Origin of the sequence: Kitasatospora albolonga, assembly GCF_039535905.1 — a bacterium.
Lineage (GTDB): Bacteria > Actinomycetota > Actinomycetes > Streptomycetales > Streptomycetaceae > Kitasatospora > Kitasatospora albolonga.
In genome coordinates, this window is the sequence record NZ_BAAAYB010000081.1 from 38,517 (window position 1) to 53,690 (window position 15,174).

The following is a 15,174-nucleotide window of genomic DNA, read 5'->3' on the forward strand; positions in this document are numbered from 1 at the left end:
TCAGTGGCGCCGTCGCCGGGCCAGGCCGATCAGGACCAGGGCTGTGCCGACGCCGAGAGCAACGGCCGCCGAGGCGGCGGCGGTGACGGCACTCGCGCCGGTGTGGGCGAGTTCGCCGTCAGCCACGGGAGTACCGCTGGGCCCGGCCGGTCCGGTTGTCGTTCCGGTCGGCTTGGTGTCGGTTTCGCGGCTCGGTGTCTCGTCGGGCTTGGGGATTTCGGAGGAGCCGGACGCAGTGGGGGTGGGGGACGGCACCGATCCGGATCCATCGCTGCCCGGTTGTTCCGGCTTCGCTCCGCCCCCGGGCTGTTCCGGTCCGCTGCCGCCGGGTTCCTCGGGGTTGCCGGGGTCCTCCGGGGTGCCGGGTTCTTCGGGGCTCTCGGAGGGCGGTGGTGTGGCGTCGTTCGCGGTCCACCCCGCCTCCGCGGTCGCGGTGACGGGGATCCGGCCGGCACCGCGTACCAGGAGGAGGTCCTGGCTGTCGGGGCTGACCAGTGCTCGCCCCTTGGTCGCCGGGACGGAGGCTGTTGCCGTGATGCCTGCCCGGCCCGCCTCGGCGTCGGCCGGGGCCTTCACGAACAGCTGCTCACCGTTGCCGGCGGGGTGGGTCAGTCGGCCCTCGCCGTCGGAGAGGACCCTGCCCGTCCGGTCGGTCAGTGCGGCGCCGGCCTTGACTGCGGCCGGGTCGAGGGAGGCGTGGACCTCGTCGCCGGTGGAGGCGATCACCATCGGGCCGAGCACCTCCCCGGCCCTTCCGGTCACGGTGTCGGGGGCGAGGGAGAGCGGGGCCGCCGGTTCCGGAGCGTCGACGGCGTGGGAGGCCAGGTAGTCGGCGAGTTCGGCCCCCGCGGAGTCCCACGGCACGCCCGTGACGTGGTTGGTGATGCGCCAGATGGCGGCCTGGGTCGCGCCGGCCGCCGCGTTCTTGGACAGCGTGCCGCCGACCAGCTCGCCGAGCTCGCCCTCGGTGACGTTCGGATAGCCGTGCTGGAGGATCCAGTTGACCTTCCCCGCATCGGAGTTGCCCTTCAGCGTGGGCACGGCGGACGGGGCCGTCTCCCGGTAGAGCGATCCCGTTCGCAGATCGCTCCTGGCGTCGAGGCAGTACACGAGGAACGTGCTGCCGTCCGAGGTGGTCACCTTCACCAGGCCACCGGGTGCGCCGTCGTCCTTCTCGCCACTGAGGCGGATGTAGTCGTTCTCGGTGAGCTCGACGGTCGTGATGAGGGTTCCTGCCGCCGCCTCGGTCGGCCCCTTCGGGCGACCGTCCGCCGCGGTGGCCGCTGCTGGTGCGAAGCCGCCTCCGGCCAGCAACCCGGTCGCGAGCACAACGGTGGCCGTTCGGTTTGTGCATTTCCACTTCACTTGCGAGGTCGTCTCCTACATGAGGGGCCTGCCGGCCCCGGTCTTCACGGAACAGCATTTCTTTCCGACCTCACCCTTCACTCCGTGGATCTGCCCGGGTAGGCATTACCGGCCTATCCCCCCATAGAGATGACCTATGGGGGGTGGATTCAACACCAGCAGCCGAATGCCGACCCTCGGAAGAAGGACCAACGGTCCGAGGTCGCGGGACTTAGGTCCTGATTTCCACGGACACCGGAAAGGCCGCTTTCGCATTGCCGTCATGTGTGCCAAAGTCCCGGAGGCAAGATCGCCTTGGCGCGTCAGCGCGGCGCCACTCCGGTGGAGGCCGCCGCGCCGGCCCGGCGTCGGCGGCCCAAGAAGGCGAAGCAGGCCGAGTGACTCCTGGAATTCCGCTAGGCACGCACGCCCCGGGCCATTCGCATGCACCAGGGCCACGGCAATCACCGGTCGCAATTCAGGAAGATGCAGCGAGGCGCGCAGGAACCTGCACCAAATCCGACCGGTTTGCCCTGCGGTGGCGGATAGATTTGAATCGCCCCGTCCGGGGCCTGCTCCTCGCCGCCTGAACCGGAAATAACCCATCGGAGGGAAGAAATGAATTCTCGATTGTCCCGGCCGTTCTCGGTCACGGTCGCCGCGACCATCGCCTGCTCCATGCTTCTGGCCGCCGCCGGCACCGCCTCGGCCGCCACCGCGCCCCACCGCGATCCCGAAACCATTGCCGTGGCCCAGGCCGACCCCACTCAGCGAGCCGTCACCCAGCAGATACTGGCTGCCGTCGAAGCGGCCCGCGACCGGCTGGAACCGGGCCGGTCCACCCTGGTCCACGCGTCGGCCGGGGTCACGGTGTACCTGGACAACGTCGACGGCACCCTGGTCCTGCGGGGCGACACCGGCCCCGAGCCGCGCGGGTTCTGCCACGTCGCGGCCATGTCCGCCGTGTCCGCCATCGGAGCGGCGGTCTTCGGAGCGGCGGCACTGGCCGGCGGCATCACGGTGGTCGGCATCGCGATCTCCGCCGAAGCCGCAGGAGCGCTGTCCTCCGCACTCGCGGTGGGCTCCGGTGTCTCCGCCCTCGTCTCCACCTACATCTGCTGAGCCCCGGCATGCGAGAGCTCCTGGCCTGCTTGGCCGTACTGGACATCGTGGTGGTGACCGGATCGATCGTCACCCGACGCGAGGGCGAGGGCCGTTCGGGCACGGCGTGGACGGCCGCGCTCATCGCCGTCAACACGGCCCTCGGCGTCGCCACCCTGTGCTGGTTGGCCCTCGGCGACTGAACCCCTCACACCCGCACCACAGTTCCTGGCACCCGCCCCGTCCGGCGGGTGCCAGGTGACGGGAGGGCGGTCGCCGACCGGCCACTGACCGCCCTCCCGTCAGCCGGACCCGGGCGCGCAGCCACCGGGCTGCGGACCCGGCCGGCGCCCTCCTTCCACTCGCACCCTCCCGCCCCGGAGCCCCCCGTGCCCCTGCGTCGCTCCCGATCACACTCCGTCCGCAGCGGTCGGCTCACCCCGATGACCGCAGGCCACACCACTGCGGCCGAGCCGCCCGCCGGCCGCTGGCTCGTCTCGGGCCCGGCCACCTTCGCGACGATCGGCTTCCTCTCCCAAACCCTGTCCCACCTAGGCCCCATCACCAGGCCCCTCGCACCGTGGTGCATGATGTGGCTGCTGCTCGTCGGCCTCACCGCACGAAACCACCGTGCCGCGCGGGGCACCGGCGCGGCCTTCGGCGCCCGCTGCCTGGCCACCGCCGCCACCTGCTACCTCGCACCGGACACCCTGACCGGGCGGAGCACCCTCTCCTGGCCTGCCGTGGTCTGGCTCATCGTGCTGGCCGCCGCCGCGGGAGCCCTCGCCGCCACCGCCGCCCGCGCCGCCACCACCCCCGCCCGCACCACCGCGACCACCGCCGCCGCTTCCGCCCTCTTCCTCGCCGAACCCGCCCTGCACCGCCAGGAACCCTCCTTCGCCCTCGCGCTCGGCCTCGGCTGCGCCGCCGCCACCGCCCTCCAGAGCGGCCGTGCCCGAACCGAGCGGCTGCGCGCGGCCGCCCTGGCCCTGCCTCTGACGATCGCGGCGACGACAGCCGTCCTCGCCGCACCCGTGCTCTTCGCCCACCTGCCGGGGACCTGAATCCCACCGCCACAGCCGACGCCCCTCGCCAGCCCATCCTGGAACAGCCGATGAACGACAACGCCCTCGCGGTCCTGGGCCTGCACGCCCACGACGAGCGCGTCTACCGCACACTGCTCCGCGCTCCCGGCATCGCGGCGCCCGAGGTCGCGTCCGCCTGCAGTCTCCCCCTCGACACCGCCCACCAGGTGCTGGAACGACTCCAGCACCTCGGCGTGGTGACCCGCCGAGGCCAGGACACCTTCCACGGCACCGATCCGCACACCGTCTTCGACCACCTCAGCCAGCGCCGCCTCGTGCGACTGCAGTCCCAGATCCGGCAGATCGCCGCAGCACATTCGCTGATGGGGAGCCTCCTGCCGGACCGGCGCGCTCCCGAACGTGACGTCGAGCGCATCGAGGGCCTCGAGCAGATCCTGGACCGCATCGACGCCCTCGCCTTCTCCGCCCACGACGAGTGCCTGACCACCCACCCCGGGCCGATCATCACCGCCGCCCTCGACACCGTCAGTGCTTCCAACCGCAGACACCTCCGCCGCGGCCTGCGGATGCGCACCGTCCTGCACACCGCGGCACTCGACGACGAGCGGGTCCGCGCCCACGCCGGCGACCTCACCGGACTGGGCGCGGCGGTGCGCGCCACCGACCGCCCGCTGGGCCGGATCGTGCTCTTCGACCGGACCACCGCCCTGGTCGCCGCCGACCCGCGCGACATCACCGCCGCCGCCCTGATCGTGCGTCACCCCGGCCTGGTGGCACAGCTGCTGGACCTCTTCGAACAGCACTGGGAGTGCGCTCGTCCCCTGCTGGCGCCACGGCCGACCGCCACCGACCGCGACGTGCTGCGGACCATGGCCGGCGCCGGCAAGGACGAAACCGGAGCACGGGCCCTCGGCATCTCGGTCCGCACCTACCGCAGCCGCATCGCGGACCTGATGCGCCGTCTGGGAACGGACAGCCGCTTCCAGGCCGCTCTGAAGGCCCGCGAACAGGGCTGGATCTGATCCCGGCCGGTCTGCGCTCGCCACCAGCCTCAAGGTCCCGCTGCTGATCGCCGACGTCACCCAGCCGGGCCCGCCGGCCGACGTCGGCGTGCAGCGGAGCCGAGCCCTGCTCGCCCTCGACGTCGAGCTCGCGACCACCGTCGACCGCGCACTGCGCGACTCCTACCCCCACGGCCTCACCCGCAGCCGAAGCGTCTCCGCCCCCTCCGCCTTCGCCACCAGGCCTCGACCTCCGGGCGTTCAGGGTTCGTAGCGGTAACCGATGCCCGGTTCGGTGACCAGGTGGCGGGGGCGGGCGGGGTCGGGCTCCAGCTTCTGGCGCAGGCCCGCGAAGTAGACCCGCAGGTAGTTCGAGCGGTGTTCCTGGTCGGGGCCCCAGACCTCGCGCAGGATCTCCCGGCCGGGGACCAGGCGGCCCGGCCTGGCCAGCAGGATGGTCAGGATCTTCCACTCGGTCGGGGTGAGCCGGACGGGCCCTTCGGGGCCGGTGACGGTCGCCGCCGCGACATCGACCACGTGGGTGCCCACGGTGGCCCTGGGTGGCTGTCCGATGGCAGGGCGGCGCATCACCGCGCGCAGCCGGGCGAGGAGCTCGTCCATGACGAAGGGTTTGGTGAGGTAGTCGTCGGCGCCCGCGTCCAGGGCGCGGACCTTCTCGGCGGGGTCGGCCCGGCCGGAGAGCACGATGATCGGCACCGTGCTTCCGGCCCGCAGGCCGCGGATGATGTCGATGCCGTCGATGTCGGGCAGGCCGAGGTCGAGCAGGACCGCTTCCGGCATCTGACGCCCCGCCAGGTCGAGGGCCTCCGCACCGGTCGCGGCGGTGCGGACCGCGTACCGGCGGGCGTGCAGGTTGATCTTCAGTGCGCGCAGGATCTGAGGTTCGTCGTCGACGACCAGGATCTGGCTCACGGTGCCGCCTCCTGCGGATCGGTGTCAGGGTCGGATTCGGGTCCGGCGGCGGGGAGGGTGAGCAGCATGGTGGTGCCGCCGCCGGGGGTGTCCTCGACGTCGAGGGTGCCGTTCATCGCCTCGGCGAGGCCGCGGGAGAGGGCGAGGCCGAGGCCGGTGCCGGTGGTGTTGTCGGTGTCGCCGAGGCGTTGGAAGGGGAGGAAGACGCGGTCGCGGTCCTCGGGCGGGATGCCGGGGCCGCGGTCGACGACGCGGATCTCGACCCGTCCGGCGTGGGTGGAGGCGGTGACCAGGACGGGGGCGCCGGGGGCGTTGTGGCGCAGGGCGTTGGTGATGACGTTGGCCAGCACGCGCTCCAGCAGCGGGGGGTCGGCGAGCACGGGCGGAGCGTCGGTGAGACCCCAGGGTTGGACGGGGGCGTCGGGGTCGGCGAGGGAGTCGACGGCGCGCGGGAGGACCTCGTCGAGGTGGGTGGGGGCGAGGTGCAGGGTGAGGGCGCCGGCCTGGAGGCGGCTCATGTCGAGCAGGTTGTCGACCAGGCGGGTCAGCTTGAGGAGGGATTCGTCGGCGGTGGCGAGGAGTTCGGCGGTGTCCTCCTCGGAGAACTCGACGTCGGGGCTGCGCAGTGAGCCGACCGAGGCGAGGGCGGCGGCGAGCGGGGTGCGCAGGTCGTGGCTGACGGCGGCGAGCAGGGCGGTGCGCATCTTGTCGGCGGCCTTGATGGGTTCGACCTCGGCGGCGGCGGTGGCGAGGCGGTCGCGCTCCAGGGCGGCGCCGACGTGGGCGGCGAAGGCGGTGAGGACGCGCTGGTCGGCGGCGGGCAGCCGACGGCCCGTCAGGACGAGCAGGGCACTTTCGGCGACCGGGACTTCGGTCGTCTCGCTGCCCTCGGCCGGTTGGCTGTGGGAGTCGCTGCGTGCCAGGACGTCACCGGTGGTGCGCTCGAGCAGGGCGACGGTGTCCATGCCGAAGGCGGTGCGGCACTTCTCCAGCAGGGCGGGCAGCGCGTCGGCGCCGCGCAGCACGCTGCCGGCCAGGGTGGAGAGGGTCTCGGCCTCGGCGGTGGCGCGGGCGGCGCGGGTGGTGAGGCGGGCGGCGCGGTCGACCACGGTGGAGACGGTGAGGGCCACGGCGGCGAAGACCGCGAGGGCGATGACGTTGTTGGGTTCGGTGATGGTGAAGGTGTGGACGGGTGGGATGAAGTAGTAGTTCAGCAGCAGGGAGGCGACCACCGAGGCGAGCAGGGCGGAGACCGCCCCGCCGAGCAACGCGACCGCCACCACGCCGAGTTGGAAGATCAGCGCGTCGGTGGTGAGGTTCAGCGAGGTGTACGAGAGCAGAACGGTGAGCAGGACCGGCAGGACGAGTCCCGCGGTGTAGCCGGCCACCGTGCGCCGGTGGGAGTGGCGTCGGCCGAGCGAAGGCAGCCGGCCGCGCCCGCTGAACTCGTGGGTGACCATGTGGACGTCGATGTCCTCGGAGGCGTCCACGGTGGTCTCGCCGATACCGGGGCCGGTGAGGAAGCGGTTGACCCGGCCGCGGCGGCTGGTGCCCAGCACCAGCTGGGTGGCGTCGTGGGCCCGGGCGAAGGCCAGCAGCGCGGTGGGGATGTCGTCGCCGACCACCACGTGGTAGCTGCCGCCCAGGGTCTCCACCAGGTGGCGCTGTTCGGCCAGCGCACCCGGTGAGGCACCGGCCAGGCCGTCGCTGCGGGAGATGTGCACGGCCAGCAGCTCACCCCCGGCGGTGCGGTCGGCGATCCGGGCGGCGCGCCGGATCAGCGTCTGCCCTTCGGGGCCGCCGGTCAGGGCCACGACGACGCGCTCGCGGGTCTCCCAGACCCGGTCGATGTTGTGGGTCGCGCGATAGTCGCGCAGGCCCTCGTCGACCCGCCCGGCCACCCAGAGCAGGGCGAGCTCCCGAAGGGCGGTGAGGTTGCCGACCCGGAAGTAGTTGGAGAGCGCGGCGTCCACCTTCTCGGCCTTGTAGACGTTGCCGTGGGCCATCCGGCGGCGCAGCGCCTGCGGGGCCATGTCGACCAGCTCGATCTGGTCCGCCCGGCGCACCACCTCGTCCGGGACGGTCTCCCGCTGGGGGATGCCGGTGATCTTCTGGACGACATCGTTGAGGGATTCGAGGTGCTGGACGTTGACGGTGGTGATGACGTCGATCCCGGCGGCGAGGATCTCCTCGACGTCCTCCCAGCGCTTGGCGTGCCGCCCGCCGGGGATGTTGGTGTGGGCGAGCTCGTCCACCAACACCACCGAAGGGCCGCGCTCCAGTACGGCGTCGAGGTCCATCTCGGTGAACTCGGTTCCCCGGTATGTCCGTTGGACCCTGGGCATGACGTCCAGGCCCTGCAGCATGTTCTCGGTGTGCCGCCGGCCGTGGCACTCGATGTAGCCCACCACCACGTCCGCACCGCGTTCCTGGCGTCTGCGGGCCTCGTCCAGCATCCGGTACGTCTTGCCGACACCGGGGGCGGAACCGAGGTAGACCCTCAGCCGGCCGCGTCGGTGCGCGGTGCCGGGAGTGAGGTCGCGGGGCATGGGCGCTGCTCTTTCCTGCGAGGTCGACGGTCGGGGAACGCGGGCGAACCGGCCCGGACGCGGGTGTACTCCCCGCGTCCGGGCCGGTTCGGCTAGTCAGAACTCTGAGATGGGGTCACTTCTGCTCGCTGATCGCCTTGTTGAGCAGGACGACGTTGACGCCCTCCTGGCCGAGGAAGCCGAGAGTGGGGCCCTCGGTGTACTTGTCGATCAGCTTGTTCAGGGTGTCCGCGGAGAGCTTGCGCTCCTTGGCGACCCGGGCCACCTGCTGCTGGGCGTAGGCCTTGGAGATGTGCGGGTCGAGGCCGGAGCCCGAGGTGGTCAGCGCGTCCACCGGGACGGTGGACGGGTCGACGCCGTCGAAGGCGGCGACCGCGGCGCGGCGGTCCTCGATGTCCTTGAGCAGCTTGTCGCTGTTGGGGCCGAGGTTGGAGGCGCCGGAGCTCTTCGGGTCGTAGGGGTAGGCGGCGGGGCGGGGCTGGAACCACTTCGGGTCCGGCTGGGCGGCCTCGTCCGCGTCATCGCCCGTGGTCGAATCAGAAGGGGCGGCCTTCTTGGGGAGGTCGAAGGTCTGGCCCAGCAGGCTGGAGCCGACCTCCTTCCCGTCCGACTTGACGATCGATCCGTTCGCCTTGTCGGCGAAGGCGAGTTGGCTGATGCCGGTGACGGCCAGCGGGTAGGCGATGCCGAGGATCACGGTCATCACCAGCAGCATCCGCAGCGCGGTCCAGTGGTTGCGCACGGAGGCGGGCAGGGGCTTGGACATGATTGCTCTTTCCTCCGTTTTCAGCTCAGGCCGGGGATGAACTGGACGACCAGGTCGATCAGCTTGATGCCGATGAACGGCACCACCAGACCGCCGAGGCCGTAGATCCCGATGTTCCGGCGCAGCAGCGAACTAGCGTCGGAGGGGCGGTACTTGACGCCGCGCAGGGCCAGCGGGATGAGCCCGATGATGACCAGGGCGTTGAAGATGATGGCCGAGGTGATGGCGGACTGCGGGCTGTGCAGGTCCATGATGTTGAGCTTGTCGAGGCCGGGGTAGACGGTGGCGAACATCGCGGGGATGATCGCGAAGTACTTGGCCACGTCGTTGGCGATCGAGAAGGTGGTCAACGAGCCGCGGGTGATGAGGAGTTGCTTGCCGATCTCGACGATCTCGATCAGCTTGGTGGGGTTGGAGTCCAGGTCCACCATGTTGCCGGCCTCCTTGGCCGCCATGGTGCCGGTGTTCATCGCGACGCCGACGTCGGCCTGGGCCAGCGCGGGGGCGTCGTTGGTGCCGTCGCCGGTCATCGCGACCAGCTTGCCGCCCGCCTGCTCCTTCTTGATCAGCGCCATCTTGTCCTCGGGGGTGGCCTCGGCGAGGAAGTCGTCCACGCCCGCCTCCTCCGCGATCGCCTTGGCGGTCAGCGGGTTGTCGCCGGTGATCATGATGGTCTTGATGCCCATCCGGCGCAGCTCGTCGAAGCGCTCCCGCATGCCCTCCTTGACCACGTCCTTGAGGTGGATGACCCCCAGGGCGCGAGCAGGGGCGGAGCCGATCCTGGACGCGACCAGCAGCGGGGTGCCACCTGCGGCCGAGATCTGCTGGACGAGGTCGGTCACGTCGGTGCCGACGGTGCCGCCGTTGTCGGTCACCCACTGGGCGACGGAGCCGGAGGCGCCCTTGCGCACCGAGTGGACGCCGTCGGCCTCGTCGAGGTCGACACCCGACATCCGGGTCTGGGCGGTGAACGGGACCCAGGTGGCGTGGGTCAACTCGCCCTGGGCGCGGGCCCGCAGGCCGTAGTCGGTCTTGGCGAGCACCACGATGGAGCGGCCTTCGGGGGTCTCGTCCGCCAGCGAGGAGAGCTGGGCCGCGTCGGCCAGCTCGTCCGTGGAGACCCCGGTGGCGGAGAGGAACTCGGCGGCCTGGCGGTTGCCGAGGGTGATGGTGCCGGTCTTGTCGAGCAGCAGGGTGTTGACGTCGCCTGCAGCCTCGACGGCCCGCCCTGACATTGCCAGCACGTTCCGCTGCACCAGCCGGTCCATGCCGGCGATGCCGATCGCGGAGAGCAGCGCGCCGATGGTGGTCGGGATCAGGGCGACCACCAGGGCCACCAACACGATCATCGACTGCGGGGCGCCCGCGTAGGTGGCCATCGGCTGCAGGGTGACCACCGCGATCAGGAAGACGATCGTCAGCGAGGCCAGCAGGATGTTGAGCGCGATCTCGTTCGGCGTCTTCTGCCGGGCGGCACCCTCGACCAGCGCGATCATCCGGTCGATGAACGACTTGCCGGGCTCCGAGGCGATCTTCACCACGATCCGGTCGGAGAGCACCTTGGTGCCGCCGGTCACCGCGGAACGGTCACCGCCCGACTCGCGGATCACGGGGGCGGACTCGCCGGTGATGGCCGACTCGTCCACGCTGGCGACGCCCTCGACCACGTCGCCGTCGCCCGGGATCACCTGCCCGGCCTCGACCACCACGTGGTCGCCGAGCTGGAGCGCGGTGCCGGGCACCTCCTCCTCGGCCTGGCTCCCCGGCCAGTTGACGAGGCGTCGGGCCATGGTCTCGGTCTTGGTGCGGCGCAGGGTGTCGGCCTGGGCCTTGCCCCGGCCCTCGGCGACGGCCTCTGCGAGGTTGGCGAAGATGGTGGTGAGCCAGAGCCAGACGGTGATGGCCCAGGCGAAGACGGACGGGTCCGCGATCGCGGCGACGGTGGTGACCACCGAACCGACCTCGACCACGAACATGACCGGGTTCTTGACCATGACGCGCGGGTCGAGCTTCTTCACCGCGTCCGGCAGCGAGGCGGCGATCAGCTTCGGGTCGAGCAGACCGGCGGAGACTCTGTGCGGAGCCTGCGGCTGCCCGGCCGGAGCGGGAGTGGGGGTAAGGGTGGACGACATCAGTGGAGACCTTCCGCGATCGGCCCGAGAGCCAGGGCCGGGAAGTAGGTGAGGCCGACGACGATCAGGACGACGCCCGACAGCAGGCCCACGAACAGCGGCTTGTGGGTGGGCAGGGTGCCCGGGGTGGCGGGGACGGGCTGCTGCTTGGCCAGCGCACCGGCCAGGGCCAGCACGAACACCATCGGCAGGAACCGGCCGAGCACCATGCACAGACCGAGCGCGGTGTCGTACCAGGTGGTGTTCACGGTGATGCCCGCGAACGCCGAGCCGTTGTTGTTCGAAGCCGAGGTGAAGGCGTACAGCACCTCGGAGAAGCCGTGCGCCCCGGAGTTGAGCATCCCGGCGCGCTGGTCGGGCAGGGCCATCGCGACACCGGTGCCGACCAGCACCAGGGTCGGGGTGGTGAGGATGTAGAGGGAGGCGAACTTCATCTCCCGCCCGCCGAGCTTCTTGCCCAGGTACTCGGGGGTGCGCCCGACCATCAGACCCGCCACGAAGACCGCCACGATCGCCAGGATCAGCATCCCGTACAGGCCGGAACCGGTACCGCCGGGCGCGATCTCACCGAGCATCATGTTGAAGATCGTCAGACCGCCGCCGAACGGCGAGTACGAGTCGTGGAAGGAGTTCACCGCACCGGTCGAGGTCAGCGTGGTGGAGGCGGCGAACAACGAGCTGGCCGCTATGCCGAAGCGCTGCTCCTTGCCCTCCATCCCGGCGCCGGCGGCCTGCGAGGCGAGGCCGGAGTGCTGGAACTCGAAGAAGGTGATCAGCGCGGTGGAGGCGATCCAGAAGATCGCCATCACCGAGAGGATCGCGTAGCCCTGACGGTTGTCGCCGACCATCCTGCCGAAGGTGCGCGGCAGGGCGAAGGGGATCAGCAGCAGCAGGAAGACCTCCAGCAGGTTGCTGAAGCCGTTCGGGTTCTCGAACGGGTGGGCGGAGTTGGCGTTGAAGAAGCCGCCGCCGTTGGTGCCCAGCTCCTTGATGACCTCCTGCGAGGCCACCGGCCCACCCGGGACCGACTGCTGACCCCCGGTCAGGGCGGCCACGTCGTGGAAGCCGTGGAAGTTCTGCACCACGCCGTTGGCGACCAGGACGAGGGCGAACACGAAGGCGAGCGGCAGCAGCAGGCGCAGGTTGATCCGGGTGAGGTCGACCCAGAAGTTGCCGACGCGGTCGGTCTTGTTCCGCGTGAAGCCGCGGATCAGGGTGGCGACGACGGCGATGCCGACGGCGGCGGAGACGAAGTTCTGCACCGCGAGGCCGGCCATCTGCACCAGGTGGCCCATCGCGGACTCGCCGCTGTAGGACTGCCAGTTGGTGTTGGTGGTGAAGGAGATCGCGGTGTTCCAGGCCTGGTGCGCCTCCATCTCGGGGACCCCGAGGCTGAGGAGCAGGTGCGTCTGAAGGCGGATCAGGGCATAGAGGAAGAGCACCGAGACGGCCGAGAAGGCCAGCACCGAGCGCAGGTAGACGGGCCAGCGCTGGTCCGCCTCCGGGTCGACGCCGATCACCTTGTAGATGCCGCGTTCGACTCTGAGGTGCTTGGCGGTGGTGAGGAGCTTGGCGATGTAGTCGCCAAGGGGGCGGTGGCACAGGGCCAGTGCGCCGACGAGGGCGAGGGCCTGCAACCAGCCCGCGAGAGTGGAGCTCATGGTCAGAACTTCTCCGGGTAGATCAACGCCACGATGAGGTAGCCGACGAGCGCGACGGCGACGATGAGACCAGCGATGTTCTCGGCGCTCACAGCTTCTCCACCCCCCGTGCGATGAGGGCGATGACGGCGAACACGGCGACCGTGACACCGACGTAGATCAGATCGGACATGGGCTCCACCAGAGTGGTTCAGGACCTGGCCGCGGATGGCCTGATCGGCTCCTCACGGCACCGGTGGCAGACCGGCTCGCACAGCAAACCAGCCGGTCTGCGCGGGTTAAGGCGCCCTGACGCCCTCCATACGGATGAATCGGCTACATTGACGCGCTCTTGATATCCGCTTCATACAGACGAGACCGGCCCTTGGCCGGAACGTGTCGGGCCCCGGGACGGCGCTGCCTGTCCCGGGGCCCGACGGTGTGTCAGATCTTCTCCGACGCTTGGACGTCCTCGGCCTTGGCCGGTTCGCCTCGGCGGACGGAGCCGGGTGCCCGGCGAGCCGGGCGGTCGGCCCGCGGGGCGGAGGAGAGTTGCCAGGGGACGCTGATGACCATGACGCCGGGGGTGAAGAGCAGGCGGCTCTTCAGCCAGAGGGCGGACTGGTTGTGCAGCAGGGTCTCCCACCAGTGGCCGACCACGTACTCGGGGATGAAGACCGCCACGGCGTCCCGGGGACTGGTCCGGCGGACCGAGCGGACGTAGGCGGTCACCGGCTTGGTGATCTCCCGGTACGGCGAGTTGAGCGCCTTCAGCGGCACCTCGATGCCGAACGCGTCCCACTGGGCTCGCAGTTCGTCGGTGGACTCCTTCTCCACCTCCACCGTCAGCGCTTCCAGGGTGTCCGGCCGGAAGGCCTGTGCGTAGCTGAGGGCGCGCAGGGTGGGCTTGTGCAGCTTGGAGACCAGCACGATGGCGTGCACCTTGGAGGGCCGCCCCGACTCCGCCCGCGGGTCCTCGACCGTCAGCTCGGCCGCCACGCTGTCGTAGTGGCGGCGGATGCCGCGCATCATCATCCAGAGCGCGGCGGCGGCCAGGACGGCCAGCCAGGCGCCCTGGGTGAACTTGGTGGCCAGCACGATCACCAGCACCAGCCCGGTGACCACGGCCCCGAGGGCGTTGATCACCCGGGCGCGCCGGGCGCCGGCCCGGACGGCCGGGTCGCTCTCGCCGGCCAGGACGCGGTTCCAATGACGCACCATGCCGGTCTGGGAGAGGGTGAAGGAGGTGAAGACGCCGAGGATGTAGAGGTGGATGAGGCTGGTGACGTCGGCGTCGTAGAGCCAGAGCAGTCCGCCGGCCACCAGGGCGAGCGCGATGATGCCGTTGGAGAAGGCGAGGCGGTCGCCGCGGGTGTGCATCTGGCGGGGCAGGTAGCGGTGTTCGGCCAGGATCGAGGCCAGCAGCGGGAAGCCGTTGAAGGCGGTGTTCGCCGCCAGGATCAGGACCAGGGCGGTGACGGCCTGGACCAGGTAGAACAGGACCGAGTCGTCCCCGCCGAAGGTGGCGGCCGCGAGCTGGGGCGATCACGGTCTGCTGGGGCTCGGTGGCGCAGTCCGCGAAGCCGGTCAACTGGCAGGCGTCCTCGGCGATGTGGACCTTGGCGATCAGCGCCAGCGCCGTCACACCGGTGAACATCACCACGGCGATGATGCCCATGGCGGCCATGGTGGTGGCGGCGTTCCTCGACTTCGGGGCGCGGAAGGCGGGCACGCCGTTGGAGATCGCCTCCACGCCGGTCAGCGCCGTGCAGCCGGAGGCGAAGGCCCGCAGGCCGAGCAGCAGCAGGGCTATCCCGGCCAGCGCGTCCTTGCCGTGTTCGGGTGTGATCCCGTACCCGGCGCTGGCCGCCACCGGCGCGTCCCCGAAGGCCAGCCGGACCAGGCCGGTGGCGATCATCAGCAGCATGGCGCCGATGAACAGGTAGGTGGGGGCGGCGAAGGCCTTGCCGGACTCGCGCACACCGCGCAGGTTCATCGCGGTGAGCAGCGCGACGAAGCCGACCGCCAGGAAGACCCGGTGCTCGTCCAGGCCCGGGAAGGCCGAGATGATGTTGTCCACGCCCGAGGCGACCGAGACGGCCACCGTCATCACGTAGTCGACCAGCAGCGAGGCGGCCACCACCAGCCCGGCGTTCGGGCCGAGGTTGCGCGAGGCCACCTCGTAGGAGCCGCCGCCGCTCGGGTAGGCGTGGACGACCTGACGGTACGACAGCACCACGACCACCATCAGCCCGACGACCGCGGCCGCGATCCACGGGGTGAGGTAGAGGAAGGCGGTCCCGCCGACGGTCAGCACCAGCAGGATCTCCTGGGTCGCGTAGGCGACCGAGGAGAGCGGGTCCGAGGCGAAGATCGGCAGTGCCAGCCGCTTGGGCAGCAGCGTCTCGCCCAGCTCCTCGCTGCGCATGGCCTTGCCGATCACGAGGCGCTTCAGCGCCTGGGGCAGATTGAACACAGGGGCGAGAGTAGGACGCGGGGCGGAATCCCCAAAAACCACGCGAGAAGCCCCTCCAATCCGGCATTTAAGCAGGTCAGAGGGGTCTCCACTACCGCTAGGGGCGCGTAAAGACGGTCGTTAAGGGATCGTCAAGATACCTGAGGCGGATCGCTGGATTCAGCCTGAACCGGCTGATATCACCGC

General features: G+C 70.7%; 13 protein-coding genes and 1 pseudogene. 5 read left to right on the top strand and 9 right to left on the bottom strand.

The window, feature by feature from the left end:
• On the bottom strand, positions 1-1,329 hold the full coding sequence (locus ABD946_RS19440; RefSeq protein ID WP_345285259.1) for a thioester domain-containing protein: 1,329 nt from the start codon (positions 1,327-1,329) through the stop codon (positions 1-3).
• A gap of 479 nt (positions 1,330-1,808) precedes the next feature.
• Positions 1,809-2,012 (bottom strand): hypothetical protein, encoded by a 204-nt coding sequence (locus ABD946_RS19445; protein ID WP_345285261.1) that lies wholly within the window; start codon positions 2,010-2,012, stop codon positions 1,809-1,811.
• Positions 2,013-2,022: 10 nt separating this feature from the next.
• On the opposite strand from ABD946_RS19445, the gene ABD946_RS19450 reads away from it, so the two are divergent.
• The 5 genes from ABD946_RS19450 to ABD946_RS19470 all read left to right on the top strand — a co-directional run bounded on the left by ABD946_RS19450 (position 2,023) and on the right by ABD946_RS19470 (position 4,766).
• Positions 2,023-2,466 carry a hypothetical protein gene (locus ABD946_RS19450; RefSeq protein WP_345285263.1) on the top strand — a complete coding sequence of 148 codons (444 nt, stop codon included), beginning with the start codon at positions 2,023-2,025 and terminating at the stop codon, positions 2,464-2,466.
• Positions 2,467-2,474: 8 nt separating this feature from the next.
• Positions 2,475-2,648 (top strand): hypothetical protein, encoded by a 174-nt coding sequence (locus ABD946_RS19455; protein ID WP_345285265.1) that lies wholly within the window; start codon positions 2,475-2,477, stop codon positions 2,646-2,648.
• Positions 2,649-2,888: 240 nt separating this feature from the next.
• Positions 2,889-3,509 carry a hypothetical protein gene (locus ABD946_RS19460; RefSeq protein ID WP_345285267.1) on the top strand — a complete coding sequence of 207 codons (621 nt, stop codon included), beginning with the start codon at positions 2,889-2,891 and terminating at the stop codon, positions 3,507-3,509.
• 50 nt (positions 3,510-3,559) lie between these two features.
• The gene (locus ABD946_RS19465; RefSeq protein ID WP_345285269.1) at positions 3,560-4,513 is read left to right on the top strand and encodes a helix-turn-helix domain-containing protein; all 954 of its coding nucleotides are present in this window, start codon (positions 3,560-3,562) and stop codon (positions 4,511-4,513) included.
• A gap of 88 nt (positions 4,514-4,601) precedes the next feature.
• Positions 4,602-4,766 carry a hypothetical protein gene (locus tag ABD946_RS19470; RefSeq protein ID WP_345285271.1) on the top strand — a complete coding sequence of 55 codons (165 nt, stop codon included), beginning with the start codon at positions 4,602-4,604 and terminating at the stop codon, positions 4,764-4,766.
• Here ABD946_RS19470 and ABD946_RS19475 read toward each other — a convergent pair.
• From ABD946_RS19475 to ABD946_RS19505, 7 genes and pseudogenes are all read right to left on the bottom strand, one after another.
• A complete protein-coding gene (locus ABD946_RS19475; RefSeq protein WP_345285273.1) occupies positions 4,754-5,425 on the bottom strand; it encodes a response regulator in 672 nt (223 codons plus the stop codon). The two genes, ABD946_RS19470 and ABD946_RS19475, sit on opposite strands and share 13 nt — an antisense overlap.
• On the bottom strand, positions 5,422-7,974 hold the full coding sequence (locus ABD946_RS19480; protein ID WP_345285275.1) for an ATP-binding protein: 2,553 nt from the start codon (positions 7,972-7,974) through the stop codon (positions 5,422-5,424). Before ABD946_RS19480 ends, ABD946_RS19475 begins: the two co-directional genes overlap by 4 nt.
• A 115-nt stretch (positions 7,975-8,089) precedes the next feature.
• Positions 8,090-8,740, bottom strand: a complete 651-nt coding sequence (gene kdpC / locus ABD946_RS19485; RefSeq protein ID WP_345285277.1) for a K(+)-transporting ATPase subunit C — start codon at positions 8,738-8,740, stop codon at positions 8,090-8,092.
• A gap of 20 nt (positions 8,741-8,760) precedes the next feature.
• A complete protein-coding gene (gene kdpB, locus ABD946_RS19490; protein WP_345285279.1) occupies positions 8,761-10,872 on the bottom strand; it encodes a potassium-transporting ATPase subunit KdpB in 2,112 nt (703 codons plus the stop codon).
• Entirely contained in the window at positions 10,872-12,533 is a 1,662-nt protein-coding gene (gene kdpA / locus ABD946_RS19495; RefSeq protein WP_345285281.1) for a potassium-transporting ATPase subunit KdpA, read from the bottom strand. The genes kdpB and kdpA overlap by 1 nt, the downstream gene beginning before the upstream one ends.
• Before the next feature lie 2 nt (positions 12,534-12,535).
• Positions 12,536-12,625, bottom strand: a complete 90-nt coding sequence (gene kdpF / locus ABD946_RS19500) for a K(+)-transporting ATPase subunit F (protein ID WP_345285283.1) — start codon at positions 12,623-12,625, stop codon at positions 12,536-12,538.
• 331 nt (positions 12,626-12,956) lie between these two features.
• Positions 12,957-14,940, bottom strand: a pseudogene (locus ABD946_RS19505) (APC family permease).
• Positions 14,941-15,174 lie beyond the last annotated feature (234 nt).